This is a genomic window from Acidimicrobiales bacterium, from assembly GCA_035294085.1.
Lineage (GTDB): Bacteria > Actinomycetota > Acidimicrobiia > Acidimicrobiales > Bog-793 > DATGLP01.
In genome coordinates this window covers 1-15,038 of record DATGLP010000002.1, presented here as the reverse complement: position 1 = coordinate 15,038, position 15,038 = coordinate 1, and the positions used below count along the sequence as shown (strand labels likewise).

Here is a 15,038-nt window from a genome sequence, read left to right as displayed (position 1 = left end):
GGGTGAACCTCGGCCTCGCCGCGACGACCTTCGCGATCGTCATCCCGGCCGAGCTCCCCGACAAGACCTTCATCTCGGCGGTCATCCTCTCGTCGCGCCACCGTCCGCTGCCGGTCTGGGGCGGCACGGCGGCCGGGCTCCTCGTCCAGGCCGCCCTCGCCGTCGTCGCGGGACGCGCCCTCGCGCTCGCCCCCCAGCGGGTCGTCGAGGCGGTCGTCGCCGCCGCCTTCCTCGCCGGCGCGGCCTACCTCCTCCTCGTCCCGGAGCGCTCGGCCGAGCGCGCGGGGGCGCAGATCGCCGAGCAGGGCGAGGTGCGCGTCGTGCGCGCCGGCGCCCGGACGCCGGGCGAGGCGCCCTGGCCGCGGGTCGCCCTGTCCACCTTCGCGCTCGTCGTGCTCGCCGAGCTCGGCGACCTCACCCAGGTCGTGATCGCCAACCTGGCGGCCCGCTCCGCCGACGCCCTCAGCGTCTTCGTCGGGGCGGCGGTCGCCTTCGTGCTCGTGAGCGGCCTCGGCGTCGCGACGGGGCGCAGTCTCGTGCGGGTCGTGCCGCTCGAGGCCCTCCGCAAGCTCTCCGGCCTCGTCCTGCTCGGCTTCGGCGTCTGGAGCGCGCTGCGTGCTGCCTGAGCGCGCGCGAGCACTCCTCGCCGCCTCGCGCCGCACGGCGGGCTTCCTGCCCGAGGACGAGGCCGACGCCCTCTTCGCCGTCGCCCGGCGCGCCGCGCTCAGCCGGCTCGGACCGCTCCTCGAGGTCGGCGCCTACTGCGGGCGTTCGACGCTCGTGCTCGCCGCGGCGCTCGCTGCCGCCGACGCCTCGCCGCCGCTCGTGTGCTTCAGCGTCGACCACCACCGCGGCTCGGAGGAGATGCAGGCCGGGTGGGAGGCCCACGACCCCTCGCTCGTCGACCCGGCGACCGGCCGCATGGACTCGCTGCCGGCGTGGCGGCGCGCCGTCACCGAGGCGGGCGCCGAGGACCTCGTCGTCGGCGTCGTCGGCGAGTCCTCCCTCGTCGCGGCGAACTGGTCGACGCCGCTCAGCCTCGCCTTCATCGACGGCGGCCACGGGAGCGAGCCGGCCTGGGCCGACTACCGCGGCTGGGCGCCGCACGTCGCGCCCGGCGGCTTCCTCGCCTTCCACGACGTCTTCGAGGACCCCGCGGCCGGGGGCCGCCCGCCCTACGAGTGCTTCGAGCACGCCCGCGCGAGCGGCGCCTTCGTCGAGGTACCGGCGCTCAGCCGGGCCAGCCTGCGAGTCCTGCAGCGGGTCGCGCCCGAGGGTCGACGCTGAACACGGCTCGCGTCGCCTCGCCGCCGGCGAGCGCGTCGGCGGCGAGCAGCACCGCCGCGGTCGAGTAGGTGGACGCCTCGCCGGCCGGGAAGCTCGAGCGCTCCGGCAGGACGAGGCCCGTGAGGTAGGAGCCGTCGCGAAGGCGCTTGTCCTCGGTCGTGCGCAGGAGGGCCGCCGCCTCCTCGGCGCAGCCGGCCCGCAGGTAGGCGAGGGCGCACTCGGCGGTCTCGGCCGTCGTCACCCAGCGGCGGTCGCGCCGGCAGCGCACCCCCGCCCCCTCGAGGACGAACGTGCTGCGGCGAGCGGCCAGGCGGCGCCGAGCCGGGGCCCCCGCCAGGACGCCGCCGAGCACCGGGTAGTACCAGTCCATCGCGTACACGGAGCGGTCGGCGAAGGAGGGCTCTCGCCACGCGATCGCCTCGCCGAGCGCGCCCGCCGCCGCGGCGAGGCGCGGGCGGCGGGCGCCGACGAGGCGCGCGAGGCGCGCCGCGGCGCGCAGGCTGGCGTGGATCGAGCAGGAGGCGGCGAGGAGCGCGAAGGTCCCCTCCCGACCACCTGGCTCGACCGACCAGGCGACCTGCCCGCCGGGCCACTGGTGCGCGAGCACGAAGCCGAGCGCGCGGTCGACGACGGCGAGGAGCTGCCTGGCGAAGGCGACGTCGCCGCTCGACAGGAGGAAGTGGAGGGCGCCGGCGGCGACGTAGGCCGTCTGGTTCGTGTCGAGGCGCTCGTCCGCGACGCTCCCGTCCGGGCGGTAGGAGGCGTGGAAGGCGCCGTCGGGGCGCTGGACGCGCGCGAGCCACTCGTAGGCGCGGCCCGCGGCGTCGAGCTCGCCGAAGGCGGCGAGCGCCATCGCCGCCTCGACGTGGTTCCAGGGATCGCCCTCGCCCGCGGCGCGTCGAGGGATCATCCCGCTGTCGCACTGCACGGCGGCGATCGAGCGCGCGCTCTCGCCCCACGGCGACGGCGGCCTCGCGAGCGGCTCGCCGGCGACGCTCATGGCCGCTTCTCGAGGTAGAGGACGAGGCTCTTGCCGATGAGCGGGTCGAGCACCCGCCCGAGCAGGCGCGTGAGCGCCGGGCGCCGGACGATGTCCCACACGAGGAGCCGGTGGTAGGCGGCGACGAGGGGATGGTCCTCGCGACCGACCCCGACGGCGCAGCGCAGCCACCAGTACGGCGAGTGGAGGCCGTGCGCGTAGTGGCGACGGCGAGGCTCGAGCCCGGCGCGCCGGCACTGCTCCTCGAGCGCGGCGCGCCGGTAGATGCGCACGTGCCCGCCGGGGACCGAGTGGTACTCCTGCGACAGCGCCCAGTTGACGCGCTCGGGCCAGGCCCGCGGCACGCTCAGCGCGACGAGCCCCCCGGGCCGCGTCACCCGTGCGAGCTCGGCGAGCGCGGCGTCGTCGCGTGCGAGGTGCTCGAGGACCTCGGCGGCGATGACCCGGTCGAAGGCGTCGTCGGGGAACGGGAGCGCGGCGGCGTCGCCGGCGACGACGAGCCCGAGCGCGCCCTCGGGCAGCTCGCCGGCGTCGCCCATCGCCGCGAGCGTCGCCGCCACCGCGCGCAGCTCGCCCGGCGCGGCGTCGAGGGCGACGACCGTCGCGCCAGCCCGGGCGCAGGCGAAGGCGTGCCGCCCACCGCCGCAGCCGAGGTCGAGGACGCGCTGACCCGGCCCGATGCGCGCCAGGGCGAGGTCGATCGTCAGCACCGCCCGCCTCCCTCGAGGACCCGCCGGTACTCCTCGGCGGTGCGCGTCGCCGTCGCCGCCCAGGTGAAGCGGTCGAGGACGCGCCGGCGCGCGCGCTCGGCGAGACGCCTCGCGAGGCGCGCGTCGCCGAGCAGCCGGCCGATCGCCTCGGCGAGGGCGGACGCGTCGGCCGGCGGCACGAGGAGCGCCGCGTCCCCGTCCTCGCCCACGACCTCGGGCAGCGCTCCCCCCGTCGTCGCGACGAGGGGGGTGCCGGTCGCCATCGCCTCGATGGCGGGCAGGGAGAAGCCCTCGTACAGCGACGGCACCACGGCGCAGCTCGCCGTCGCGTACCGGCGGGCGATCTGCTCGTCCGCCTCGCCGCTCACGAAGGTCACGGCCCGCTCGAGCCCGAAGCGGCCGAGCACCTCGCGCGCCCGGCTCTGCTCGCGCAGGCGGCCGATCACGACGAGGTGCGCCTGCTCGTGCTCGGTGCGCAGCTTCGCCAGGGCCTCGAGGAGGTAGGCGAGCCCCTTCAGGGCCACGTCCGAGCTCGCCGTCGTCATGATGCGCCCCGGGACGCGCGCGACCTGCGGGTAGGGGCGGAAGGTGGCGTCGTCGACGCCGACGGGGACCACCGCGATGCGGCCGGGGTCGACGCCCATCTCGGCGGCGACGTCGCGCGCCGAGGACCGGGAGACGGTGAGGAGACGGGGCAGGGCGCGCGCGACGCGCGCCTGCATGCGCGCGAACCGGTACCAGCGGCGCAGCGACCGGCGCCGCGCCCGGCTCGGCGCCTCGGCGAGCTCGAGCGCGAGGTCGACGGTGACGGGGTGGTGGACCGACGCCACGACCGGCAGGCCGCCTGCGAGCACCCGGAGCAGGCCGGTCCCCAGGCTCTGGTTGTCGTGCACGACGTCGAGCTCGCCACGGCGCGCGAGGAGCAGCGGCGCGACGCGCAGCGAGAAGGTCCTCGGTTCCGGGAAGCCGCCGGTGCACATCGTCGCCACCTCGAGCAGGTCGACGGGCGACGCGATCTCGCGGGCGCGCGGGATCCGGAAGGGGTCCTCCTCTCGGTACAGGTCGAGGCTCGGGACCTTGACGAGGCGCACGCCCGGGTCGAGGACCGGGTAGGGCTGGCCGGCGAAGACGGTCACGGCGTGGCCGAGCGCGGCGAGCTCGCGGCTCAGGTGGCGCACGTAGACGCCCTGGCCGCCGCAGTGCGGGTTGCCCCGGTAGCTGAGCAGGGCGACGCGCAGCGGGCGTGGCGCGCCCTCGCCGGTCTCGCGCACGGCGCCCGCTCAGCGGTGGCCCAGGCCGAGCTGCACGGCCTTCACGACGAGGAGGGCGACCGCGAGTCCGAGGTAGGCCCGCAGCACGTACATCGTCGCCCTGCGGCCGCGCGTCCAGCGCGGCGGCTCGAGCAGGGCGAGCGGCGGCATGCGCCACGCCTCGCGCTGCGCCCTGGTGAGCTCGGGGCGCGGCCGGGCGCCGAGGCGCGCGGCGGCGACGACGGACACTGCGGCCCCGCCGACGAGCACGGCGGCCAGCACGGCGAAGATCGCCGAGAGCCGCAGGCCGGGGAAGACGGTCGTCGCCGTGAGGATGAGAGAGAGCCCGAGCAGCACCGAGACGATCAGCCCCGACAGCACGTTCAGCCACGGGCGGTTGACCCAGGGTCCGAGGACCGCAGGGTCGTTGCACAACAGCAGCAAGAAGATCGTGGCGCTCGGCAGCAGCACGCCGGCGAGCGCCTGCACGGCCGTCGTGATCACGCCGAGGGGCGCGTGGGGGATGAGCACGATCCCGGCCGCCACGACGACGAGGCCGGAGAAGCTGGCGTAGAAGGGCTTCGCCTCGCCGAAGCGCCGGTGCAGCGAGTGGCTGAGGCCGGAGATGTCGCCGAACGCGTACGACGTGGCGAGCGTGACCGAGGCGGCGCCGATGATCGAGGCGTTGAGGAGCACGACGGCGAAGAGCGCGCCCGCGCCGTGCCCGAGGTAGCGGGCGAGGCCGCGCGCGACGCCCCCGGCGTCGGTGTAGCGCCCGGCCAGCGGGGTGCCGTGGAAGGCGAAGGCGGTCGTCACGACGAGGAGGCAGGCGGCGACGACGGTCACGAGGGAGCCGATGACCGTGTCGGTGCGCTCGTAGTTGATGAAGCGCGGGATGATGCGCTTGTCGACGATGTTCGACTGCTGGAAGAACAGCTGCCAGGGGGCCACCGTCGTGCCGACGATGGCGATGATGAGCAGCACCGACGTCGAGGTGAGGCCCCCCTCCACCCCGGGCACGAACAGGTCGCGCAGCACCGGCACGACGTGGGGACGGCTGAGGACCGCGAGCGGGACGACGAGGAAGTTGGCGAGGACGAAGACGAGCATGAAGCGCTCCCAGCGGCGGAAGCTCCCGCCGGCGGTCATGGCGACGAGCGCGGCGGCGGCGAGGGGGACCGAGACGTAGGGCGTGACGCCGAAGTAGCGCAGCGCCAGGCTGACGCCGATGAACTCGGTGACGATGGTGAGGAAGTTGAGGACGAACAGGTCGACGACCGAGAAGAGGCCCCACAGCCGGCCGAAGCGCTCCGAGATGAGGCGCGCGTGGCCGACGCCCGTCACGGCGCCGAGGCGGACCACCATCTCCTGGTTGACGACGAGCACGGGCACGAGCAGCGGCAGCGTCCACAGCAGGCTGAGACCGAAGTTCTGGCCGGCCTGGGCGTAGGTCGAGACCCCCCCGGCGTCGTTGTCCCCGACCATGACGATGAGGCCCGGCCCCATGACGGCGAGGAGCGTGAGCACCTTGGCGACCCAGCCACGGCTCGCCGAGGCCTCCGCGAGGCGGATGGTGCCGAGGGCGCCCGTGATGTCGCCGGCTGGGGGGGCGTCGGAGACGCCGGGCGCGCGCTGGCTCGCGCTGGCGTGCTCGGCCATGTGGCGACGACCTCCCTTCGGCTCGGACGCTCTTCGCGTGGTGCGGCGCGCCCGCGGGGAGGTCGGCCCGGGTCAGCTGCGCGAGTCGGCCTCCGCCCTGGGCGGCGCCCTTCGTTGGTCAGACGGTCGATGGTCGGTGCTCAGGGTTGCTCCCTCGACGGCCCAGCCTCCAGCCTCACCTCGAGGGGGGTGGAGCCCGGTGGGCGCCGGACCCGTCGCGGAAGCCCACGACGCACCCCTCTCGTCAGAGCTTTGGCGCCCGCCGGCGTAAGCCCGTGAGGGCCAGCCACTTCGGGCCACCCCTTCGGCCGGGGCGGCCTGGCCTGACCCGGAGTGTCTCTCGACAGGTGGGGTCAGTGGCCTCTGTCCGACGAGCCGCCTCACCGAACGAGGTGCGGCTGCTTGCGAGGCGATTCTAGGCGCGAGCGGTCGCGAGCTGCAGGGCGTCGGACGGCTGGCGGGTCACTCCTCCGGCGCGCTCATCCCGAAGTCCCGCCGCCAGCCCGTCGGCAGCAGGAGCTCGAGGACGTCGTCGACCGTCACCACGCCGAGCATGGAGCCCGCCTCGTCGACGACGGGGACCGAGGAGAGGTTGAAGTCGGCCATCTTGCGCACGATCGCGTGCAGGTCGGCGTCGGCGCGCACCGTGATCGGGTCGCGCTCGGCGACCTCGGCGAGGGTCGCGCCCGGCGGCGCCTTGAGCAGGCGCACGGCCGAGGCCGTGCCGGCGAGGTGCCCGCCTTCGTCCGCGGCGTAGACCGTGCCGAGCGCCTCGGGCGCGATCGGGCTCGCCCGCAGTGCGTCGAGCGCGGCGGCGACGGTCGTCGACTCGGGGAGCAGGAGGAAGTCCGGGCTCATGAGGCCGCCGGCGGTCTCCGGGTTGTAGCTGAGCAGCGCGCGGACCTTCGCCTGCTGGGGGGCGGGCAGCGCCTCGAGCAGCGGCAGGCGGCGCTCCTGGTCGAGGTCCGCGATGAGGTCGGCCGCGTCGTCGGGCGCCATGCGGGCCAGCAGGCGAGCCGCCTCGGCGTCGGAGCGGGAGCTGAGGAACTCGCGCTGGTGCTCGGGGTCGAGCTCCTCGAACACGTCCGCCTCGAGCTCGCGGTCCTGGCCGACCGCCTCGATGATCTCCTCGCCCTCCTCGTGCGACGCCGCCTCGACGAGGTCGGCGATCTGCGCGGGGCGCAGGCGTGCGAGCTTGCGGTAGGGGATGCGGGTGCGCGCGCTCGGCACGTGCGCGACGAAGGGCTCGATGCTCGCCCAGTCGACGAGCGACTTCGGGCCGATGCGCCGGGCCAGCCGGCGGCCGAGGAGGCGGCGCAGGACGCCCCGGCCGCTCGGATCGACGCCGACGACCTCCCAGGCGCCGTTGACGCACGCGAGCTCGATCTCGTTGGCCCGGATGAGGCGGGGCCCGACCAGGTTGATGAGGTGGCGCGCCGAGAGGTCGCGCGCGAGCAGAAGCTCGCCCGGGCGGCGCTCGAAGCGGCGGAGGTTGAGCGTCTCGCCCTCGAGCTCCACGCCGCTCGGGCCGATGCGCGAGACGAGCGAGATCGGCACGTACAGGCGCCGGCCGCCCACGCTCGCGACGAGCCCGGTGATCGGCGGGTGCGCGCCGCCGCGCACCCGCACGATGAGGTCCTCGACCCGCCCGATCCGGTCGCCCGAGGGGCCGAGGAGCGGGCTGCCGACCACGCTCGAGAGGTGGAGTACCTCCGCGCTCACGGCGTGGCGCGCCGCCGGGGCACTCCCCCGCTGTGCACGGCCGACATGGTACCGAGCACCGGACGCTCGTGGAGAGGTCGGCAGCTGCGGTCGAGGTCGCCCCACTACCATGCGCCCGTGCGCTACGAGCCGCTCGGCCGGACGGGCATCCACGTCTCCTCGTACTGCCTCGGCACGATGATGCTCGGTGCCTGGGGCAACGCCGACCACGGCGAGTCCGTCCGCATCGTCCACGCCGCGCTCGACGCCGGGATCAACTTCGTCGACACCGCCGACGTCTACGGGCGCGGCGAGTCCGAGGAGATCGTCGGCAAGGCGCTCGCCGGCCGGCGCGACGCGGTGGTCCTCGCCACGAAGGTACACGGCGCGATGGGCGACGACGTGAACGAGCGGGGCAACTCCCGGCGCTGGATCGTGCGCGCCGTGGAGGCCAGCCTCCGGCGGCTGCGCACCGACTACATCGACCTCTACCAGATCCACCGCCCCGACCCGGCGACCGCGATCGAGGAGACCCTCTCGGCCCTCTCCGACCTCGTCCACGCGGGCAAGGTGCGCGCCATCGGCTCGTCGTGCTTCCCGCCCTCGGCGATCGTCGAGGCGCAGTGGGCGGCCGAGCGCCACGGCTTCGAGCGCTTCCGCTGCGAGCAGCCGCCCTACTCCCTCCTCGTGCGCGGGATCGAGGCGGAGGTGCTGCCCACCTGCGCCCGCTACGGGATGGGTGTCATCACGTGGGGCCCGCTCAACGGCAGCTGGCTCTCCGGCCGCTACCGCCGCCCGGAGGACATCGACTTCACCGTCGGGCGCGCGAGGCGGCTCCCGTCGCGCTTCGACCCGTCGGTCCCCGGCAACCGGGCCAAGTTCGAGGCCGTGGACCGCCTCGCGGCGCTCGCGGCCGAGGCGGGCCTGTCGCTCGTCCACCTCGCCCTCGCCTTCGCGCGCGCCCACCCGGCCGTGACCTCGGTCATCCTCGGCCCGCGCACGATGGAACAGCTCGAGGACCAGCTCGCCAGCGCGAGCGTCGAACTCGACGACGCGCTCCTCGACCGCATCGACGAGGTCGTGCCGCCGGGGACGAACCTCAACCCGGCCGACGCCGGGTACGTGCCCCCGGCCCTCGCCGCGTCGGCGCGCCGCCGTCCGGGCGGCCGCCGCGAGGCGTGAGGCGCGGGCCCTTCCGCGAGGCCGCGGCGCGCCCTAGCATGGCGGGAGAGGAGGAGCGGTGGGCTTCCAGGTCTGTGCGGGCGCGATCTTGACCTGTACCTTCGGCATGGCGCCGTCGGTGCTCGACGTCCTGCCCGACAGCGGGGTGCTCTGCCCGACGCCGGCCGCCAACATCGAGGACTCGATCCCGCTGCTCAACATCGAGCCCTTCGGGATGTGCATGAGCGAGTCGAACCCCGAGGTCGCAGCCGCCACCGCCGCGAAGCTCGGGGTCTTCACCCCCATGCCGTGCGTGCCGGTCGTGACCGACCCGTGGTTCCCCGGGGCGGACACCGTCATGATCGGCGGGCTGCCCGCGCTCGACGACCTGTCGATCTGCCTGTGCGACTGGGGCGGCGTCATCACGATCGAGGACCCCGGTCAGTTCGAGATCCTCGTCGAGTAGCCGGTCCTCGGGCCCGGCCGACCGCCCTCAGCCGGACGCACGCCCGCCCGGCCGCACGACGGCGAGGGAGCGGGCGACCTCGACGAGGCGATCGATGCCGAGGACGCTCGAGGACAGCTCGACGAAGGTCGAGGCGAGCCTGGCGCGTACCTTGGCGCGCGCCAGGCGGCCCGATCGCTCCTCGCAGCCCTCGATGCCCGGAGCGACCTCGCGCCAGCGGTCGCGCGCCGATCGCGGCGGCTCGCTGCCCGCGAGCAGGATGCGAAGCTGCCCGCGCCCGACCGCCGGATCGGCGATCGCGTAGGTGAGGACCGCGTGCGTCGGGGTGCCTGTGCGAGCGTCGGCGTCGAAGAGGGCGACGTGCGGCGGCGAGGGGCTCGGGCTCGGGACGGGCACGAGCACCGCGAACCCGACCCGCTCGGCGAGGTCCGCCGGGCTGAGGCGGCGCACGAGGTTCCCCCCGGCGACGAAGTGCTGGTCCGGCGCGGCCGCCGGTGCGAAGAGCTCGGCGGCCAGCTCCTCGTCGAACGTGACGGCGTCCGTCGTGCACGCCTGGAACGCCTCCCCGTCCAGGAGCGCCGTGACGGCGAGGATCACGCCCCGCTCGGCGTCGACGGCGACGAGGTACTCGTCGGCCCCCATGCCCGCCTCGCGCAGCGCGAGACGGGCACGACCGCCGCCCGCCCTCGGCACGGCGCGCACCGCGTAGGCGGGGCGACCGGCGACGACGGCCTCCTCCACCGAGGCGAGCTCGAGCGCGTCGAGGAGGCGGCGGCCGTCGACGAGGACGGACGGCGGGCCGAGGACGAGGCCGACCGGCGCGCCCGCACCGCCGCCGCTCGTCGCGCCGAGGCGAGGCGACCACCGCCACCAGCGCGGCCCCTGGCCGACGACGGTGACGGTCTCGGCGCCGAGCTCGTACTCGGCCCGCACGAGCACCGCCCCGCCCCGCCAGAGCCGCCAGGCGGTCGCCCGCTCGCCGAGCGGCGTCGAGGAGACCTCGCGCGCCGGTAGGCCCCGGGGCTGGACCCCGAGGCGCGTGCGGCGCCTGGCGAGGGCGCGGCGCGTCGCCTGCCGGTCCTGCCAGAAGCGCCCCGCGGCGCGCACCGACCGCCAGCGGTCCTCGGCCGTGGCGACGAGGTCGCGCACGGCCTCCGGTGCGGTCATGGCGCGGCCCGCGCCTCAGCTCGCACCGGCGCCTGTGATCTGGGCCGTCCCGTCGAAGTAGACGTTGGCGGCGCACGCGCTCGTCCCGCCCCCCGCACAGCTCACCGTGATGACGAAGGTGTAGCCCTGCTGCAGCACGAGGGGCGTCTTGAGCGAGAAGTCCTCCGAGGTGAGCTGCGTCAGCGACATCTCGAAGAAGTACTTCGGCGCCGTCTGACCGGGGAGCTCGAGGCCGACCTGCACCGTGCTGCCGTCCACCTGCGTCAGGTTCTCGATGATGATGTCGGTGAGGTCGAGCGCGTTGCCCTGCGGCACGACGAACGTTCCCTGCTGGACCTTCCCCGGCGCGGCGACGACCTCGATCGCGTTCGAGTACGGGCCCGGCGTGAGCTGCGCCGCGTTGGCTCCCGGTGGCAGCGTCGTCGTGGTGGTCGTGGTCGTCGTCGAGCTCGTCGTCGTCGAGGCCGGCGCGGTGGTGGTCGTCGAGCTCGCCGGGAGCGTCGTCGTGGTCGTGGCGCTCACCGCGGCCGCAGCGGCGGCCGCCGCCGCGGCCGCGGCCGCCGAGGCGTTCTGCGTCGTCGTCGTCGCCACCTTGTTCACCTTGGACTGGACCTGGTTCACCTTCTTCGCCGTCGTGGCGAGCTGTGCCTGGACCTTCTGCTGCTGGCGCTGCTGGCTCGCCAGCTGGGGCTGGACGGCGGACACGGCGGCGTTCTTCACCGTCGGCCTGATGACGAGGAACCAGGCGAGCAGGAGCGCCACGACGGCGAGGCCGGCGAGGGAGCCCTTCGGGAGGAGCGGCTCCTGGATGAGCGTCGCGTCGAGCAGGATCGGGTCGGCGCCCTCGGGCTCGACCGCCACCTTGAAGCGCGACTGCTTCTGCGGCCCGCGCAGGTAGCGCCGGCGCGGGACGATCTTCAACTTCGCGAAGGTCGTCGTGCCCGGCTGCAGGACGAGCTTGCGGGGCCGCACGTGGATCACGAGGGTGTCGGACGGGTCGCGCCCTCGCACGGCCGCGGGGACCGCGACGTTGCTCCAGCTGTCGATGGCGACGCCGAGCTTGCCCTTGCGCTTGCCCATCGTGACCGAGGGGATGAGCTCCGCCGCGAGCTTGCGGTAGCTGGCGATCGTGAGGACGCCCTCCTCGACGACCGAGCCCTCGGGGTCGTTCGCCGGCTGGACCTTGACGCCGAAGGGGAACTCGCCCGGCTCGACGTGCCACTCGCGCGGCGGCCGGAAGGTCACCGTGACGTCCTGCTGGGTGTTCGGGAAGAGCGACAGAGACGCCGGCTCCACGCTCGCCCACTCCGCGGCGTCCCCGACGACGCTCACGTCGTACTGCTCGACGATCGTCGAGACGTTGTGCACCGTGAGCTCCAAGGTGCTCGTCCCCCCCGGGTCCACCTCGAGGGTGGGGTTCTTCAGGACGACGACGACGGAGCTCATCGTGCGCTGCCTTTCCGCGAGGGCCGCCGCGGGCGGGCTCGGCTAGCCACTGGCGTAGTAGATCTTGGCGCCCGAATTCATATCCGAGAGGGTGTCGCTCGGGTCGACGTAGGCGACGTCGCTCGGGCTGTTGCCGCCGACGATGGTGTCGTCGGCGGGCTGGCCGTTCGAGAGCTGCGCGAGGAAGAAGTTCTGCGCCGCATCCTGGCCGACGAGGGTGTTGTGCGTTCCCTGCTCGGCCTTGAACGTCGTCTGGTAGGAGCCGCCGGCCTCGAGGGTGTCGTAGCCGGCGGCGCTCGTGACGAGGAGGTCGGCGCCGCCGCCGCCGACGAGGGTCTGGTCGGCCGCCCCGGCGACGAGGACGTCGTTCGATGTCGTGCCGACGACGCGCGACACCCCGACGAGCGTGTCCGTGCCCGTCCACGACCCGCTGCAGGTGGTCGTCACCCCTGGCGGACTCCAGGCGCCGCACTTGAGGGCGAGGCCGCCCGTGAGGGTCGGGTAGCCCGAGGGCGCCGGGGAGCCGGGCGGTCCGAGGTTCACCGCGACCCCGTACTGGCTGCCGTCCGAGCCGAGGCCGGGGCCCATCCCGGAGTAGTCGACGGTGCAGTCCGAGCCGGGGCTGCAGATGACGCTGTTGGAGCCCGACCCCGTCACGATGACGGCGGACCCCTCGCTCTTCACGGTGACCCCGGTGCCGTTCGCGATGAGCAGGTCGCTGCCTGCGCCGCCGTCCAAGGTGGCCCCGTTCGTGCCGATGAGCACGTCGTCGAAGGCGGTGCCGATCACGCTCGAGATGCCGCTCAGGGAGACCGCGGCCCCCCAGCCGCCCGACGCGTACTGGGCGGGGACGTCGTAGCTGATGCCCTCGACGGATCCCTGCATCGGCGTCGAGGAGAGGTTGACCTCGACGCCCGCGGGAGCGCCGGCGAACGACAGGGTGCCGCTCACGGCGGGCCCGCTCTGGGTGACGATCGTGAGGCTGCCGGAGCCCGGGACGTAGGTGGTCGCGCCGAGGCCGCCGTCCATCGTCACCGTACCGCTGCCCGCGACGAGCGTCGCGGGCTGGGTGCTCGCCGCGTCGTCGAGGACGTAGCTCCCGCTCCCCGCGCTGAGCAGGTCGCTCGACCCCGGCTGGGTCGCCTCGCCGGTGATCGTACCGCTGCCTGTCGCGCCGAGGATCGTACTCCCGAAGGGCGAGCCGACCACGTTCTGCACGGTCCCGGGCTCGACGAGCACCTCCCCCGCCCCCCCCGTGTACTGGAAGGAGGGATCGGTGAGGTCGAGCCACACGGCCGAGGTCGTCTCGGACAGGTTGACGGTGTTCGAGCCGCCGCCCCCGTTCACGACCGTCGGGCCGCCGCGCAGGTAGAAGGTGTCGTTCGCGGCGCCGCCGACGAGCACGCCCGGGAGCGTCGCGCTCCCGTAGAGCGTGTTGGGAGCCGTCGCGCTGCCGATCACGCTCGCGATCCCCGAGAGCGTCACCGTGTAGGACGTGGCGCCGCTGAAGCCGCCGCTCACCGTACCGGCGTCGACGTTCACGGTGAGCGGGTTCGGTGCTGCAGAGAAGTCGACCGTGTCGTCGCCGCCCCCGCCGGCGAGCGTCCAGTTGCCGGCCGCGACCACGAAGGTGTCGGGGTTCGGGCTCCCGGTGATGGTGGTGATCGCCGAGAAGCTGTCGTGGGCGCCCGAGCACGTCGCACCGAAGTACACGGCACCGGACCCGAGCTCGGCGCAGATCCCCGCGCCGCCGCTCGGGATGCCGCCGAAGCTGAGCGTCGTCGCCATCGCCCCGCTCGGCGCGCCGTTGAAGCTGTAGCCGGGCGTCGCATCGGCGACGAAGGCCGTCGTGAGCCCGGGCGTCGAGGTGGTCGCGGCCGTGAAGGTCGTGAAGCCGTGCAGCGAGAGGCCGAGGGCCGTCGAGACCGAGACCGTCGTGCCGGAGACGACGACCTGGAGCGTCGAGCCGCTCGGCGGGGTCGGCAGGCTGACCGCGAGCCCCGAGCTGCCGGTGAGCGACGGGATCGAGGCGAAGGTCGAGACGACCGACCCGATCGTGATCGAGCCGCTGCCATCCGGGTTGATCGCCACGGTCCCGCTCGGCGTGCCGCTCACGGTCAGGGTCGTCGTCGTCGAGTTGCCCGTGAAGCTGTACGGGGCGCTGCCGTCGGTCACGAAGTTCGTCGTCCCCGTCGCCGGCGCGACGAGCGAGGGGAAGCCGACGAGGAGGATCCCGTTCACCCCCACGCCGCTCGAGGTCACCGTGACCGTGAGGGTCCCCGAGCCGGTCGGCAGGACGACGCTGTTCGTCCCGCCGCCGCCGACGAGCTTCGAGATCGCGGTGAAGGTGTCGTGGGCGGCCGGGCTGCCGCAGGTCGCGGAGCCGAAGTAGACGGTCCCGGTCGAGAGGCAGGCCGTGAGCGCGCTGCCTCCGCTCGGGATCCCGGCGTAGCTGAGGGTCGTCCCCCCCGCCGCGCCGTTGAAGGTGTAGCCCGCCGTCGCGTCGGAGGTGAAGGTCGTGCCCGAGGCCTCGGCGGTGAAGACGGTGAACCCGGACAGGGCCTGGCTCGCCGAGCCCACGGCGAAGCTCACCGAGCCCGAGGTCACGGTGAGCGACACCGTGCCGGACGCCGGGAGCTCGACGTCGACCGCGCTCGGGCCGCTGATCGTCCCCTTGATGGCCGAGAAGCTCGTCGAGCCGTAGCTGCCCGACCCGATCCCGCTCAGCACGAGCGGGAACGACCCGCTCACCGCCAGCGTGGAGTTCGTCGTCGCCCCGGTGTCGTTCCCCGTGAAGGTGGCCGCCGAGCCGTCCGTCGCGAACGCGACGGCGTAGGTGCCGCCGGCGGTGAAGGACGTGAAGCCCGACAGCGTCTCGTTCCCCGAGCCCGCCGTGAGGGTCCCGGTCGTCCCCGAGAACGAGAGCGACGACGCGAAGTCCAGGGTGACGGTCACCGTGGCGGACCCGCTGATCCCCCCGATGGCGCTGAAGGTGGTCGCGCCGAACGTCCCGCTCCCGAGGCCCGAGAGGACGAGGGACCCGGAGCCGCTGAGGGTGATCGTCGTGCCGGCCTGCGCGTTGCCGGTGAAGGTGGCGCTCGTCGTGTCGCTCGTCGTGAAGGCGACGGCGTAGGTGCCGCCGGCGGTGAAGGACGTGAAGCCCGACAGCGTCTGGGACGAGGAGGAGACCG

12 protein-coding genes and 1 riboswitch are annotated in these 15,038 nt (G+C 74.5%); of the genes, 4 read left to right on the top strand and 8 right to left on the bottom strand.

The window, feature by feature from the left end; genetic code table 11:
• The first annotated feature begins 2 nt into the window (after nt 1-2).
• Nucleotides 3-626, top strand: a complete 624-nt coding sequence (locus VKV23_00160; protein ID HLI14455.1) for a TMEM165/GDT1 family protein — start codon at nt 3-5, stop codon at nt 624-626.
• The gene (locus tag VKV23_00155; protein HLI14454.1) at nt 616-1,287 is read left to right on the top strand and encodes a class I SAM-dependent methyltransferase; all 672 of its coding nucleotides are present in this window, start codon (nt 616-618) and stop codon (nt 1,285-1,287) included. The genes VKV23_00160 and VKV23_00155 overlap by 11 nt, the downstream gene beginning before the upstream one ends.
• Here VKV23_00155 and VKV23_00150 read toward each other — a convergent pair.
• The 5 genes from VKV23_00150 to VKV23_00130 all read right to left on the bottom strand — a co-directional run bounded on the left by VKV23_00150 (nt 1,232) and on the right by VKV23_00130 (nt 7,628).
• Complete coding sequence (locus VKV23_00150) at nt 1,232-2,287, bottom strand: hypothetical protein (protein HLI14453.1); 1,056 nt, start codon at nt 2,285-2,287, stop codon at nt 1,232-1,234. The two genes, VKV23_00155 and VKV23_00150, sit on opposite strands and share 56 nt — an antisense overlap.
• Nucleotides 2,284-2,997 (bottom strand): class I SAM-dependent methyltransferase, encoded by a 714-nt coding sequence (locus VKV23_00145; protein HLI14452.1) that lies wholly within the window; start codon nt 2,995-2,997, stop codon nt 2,284-2,286. Before VKV23_00145 ends, VKV23_00150 begins: the two co-directional genes overlap by 4 nt.
• Complete coding sequence (locus tag VKV23_00140) at nt 2,991-4,268, bottom strand: glycosyltransferase family 4 protein (protein ID HLI14451.1); 1,278 nt, start codon at nt 4,266-4,268, stop codon at nt 2,991-2,993. The genes VKV23_00145 and VKV23_00140 overlap by 7 nt, the downstream gene beginning before the upstream one ends.
• Nucleotides 4,269-4,277: 9 nt before the next feature.
• A complete protein-coding gene (locus VKV23_00135) occupies nt 4,278-5,906 on the bottom strand; it encodes an NRAMP family divalent metal transporter (protein ID HLI14450.1) in 1,629 nt (542 codons plus the stop codon).
• Nucleotides 5,907-6,135: 229 nt separating this feature from the next.
• A riboswitch (M-box (ykoK) riboswitch) is annotated at nt 6,136-6,305 on the bottom strand.
• Nucleotides 6,306-6,368: 63 nt separating this feature from the next.
• The gene (locus tag VKV23_00130) at nt 6,369-7,628 is read right to left on the bottom strand and encodes a CBS domain-containing protein (GenBank protein HLI14449.1); all 1,260 of its coding nucleotides are present in this window, start codon (nt 7,626-7,628) and stop codon (nt 6,369-6,371) included.
• Between the two features lie 117 nt (nt 7,629-7,745).
• Between VKV23_00130 and VKV23_00125 the strand changes: the two genes are divergently transcribed.
• Nucleotides 7,746-8,789 (top strand): aldo/keto reductase, encoded by a 1,044-nt coding sequence (locus VKV23_00125; protein ID HLI14448.1) that lies wholly within the window; start codon nt 7,746-7,748, stop codon nt 8,787-8,789.
• 58 nt (nt 8,790-8,847) lie between these two features.
• Nucleotides 8,848-9,234 carry a DUF4280 domain-containing protein gene (locus VKV23_00120; protein HLI14447.1) on the top strand — a complete coding sequence of 129 codons (387 nt, stop codon included), beginning with the start codon at nt 8,848-8,850 and terminating at the stop codon, nt 9,232-9,234.
• 27 nt (nt 9,235-9,261) lie between these two features.
• On the opposite strand, the gene VKV23_00115 is transcribed toward VKV23_00120, so the two are convergent.
• The 3 genes from VKV23_00115 to VKV23_00105 form a co-directional block, all read right to left on the bottom strand.
• The gene (locus VKV23_00115) at nt 9,262-10,401 is read right to left on the bottom strand and encodes a hypothetical protein (GenBank protein ID HLI14446.1); all 1,140 of its coding nucleotides are present in this window, start codon (nt 10,399-10,401) and stop codon (nt 9,262-9,264) included.
• 15 nt (nt 10,402-10,416) lie between these two features.
• Entirely contained in the window at nt 10,417-11,847 is a 1,431-nt protein-coding gene (locus tag VKV23_00110; GenBank protein ID HLI14445.1) for a hypothetical protein, read from the bottom strand.
• Between the two features lie 42 nt (nt 11,848-11,889).
• Nucleotides 11,890-15,038: hypothetical protein (locus tag VKV23_00105; protein ID HLI14444.1), on the bottom strand; the 3,149-nt coding region annotated here is incomplete at its 5' end.

Coding starts and splice junctions, on each gene's coding strand:
- VKV23_00150 (HLI14453.1), bottom strand. CDS start 2,287: ATGAGCGTCGCCGGCGAGCCGCTCGCGAGGCCGCCGTCGCCGTGGGGC.
- VKV23_00115 (HLI14446.1), bottom strand. CDS start 10,401: ATGACCGCACCGGAGGCCGTGCGCGACCTCGTCGCCACGGCCGAGGAC.
- VKV23_00135 (HLI14450.1), bottom strand. CDS start 5,906: ATGGCCGAGCACGCCAGCGCGAGCCAGCGCGCGCCCGGCGTCTCCGAC.
- VKV23_00110 (HLI14445.1), bottom strand. CDS start 11,847: ATGAGCTCCGTCGTCGTCGTCCTGAAGAACCCCACCCTCGAGGTGGAC.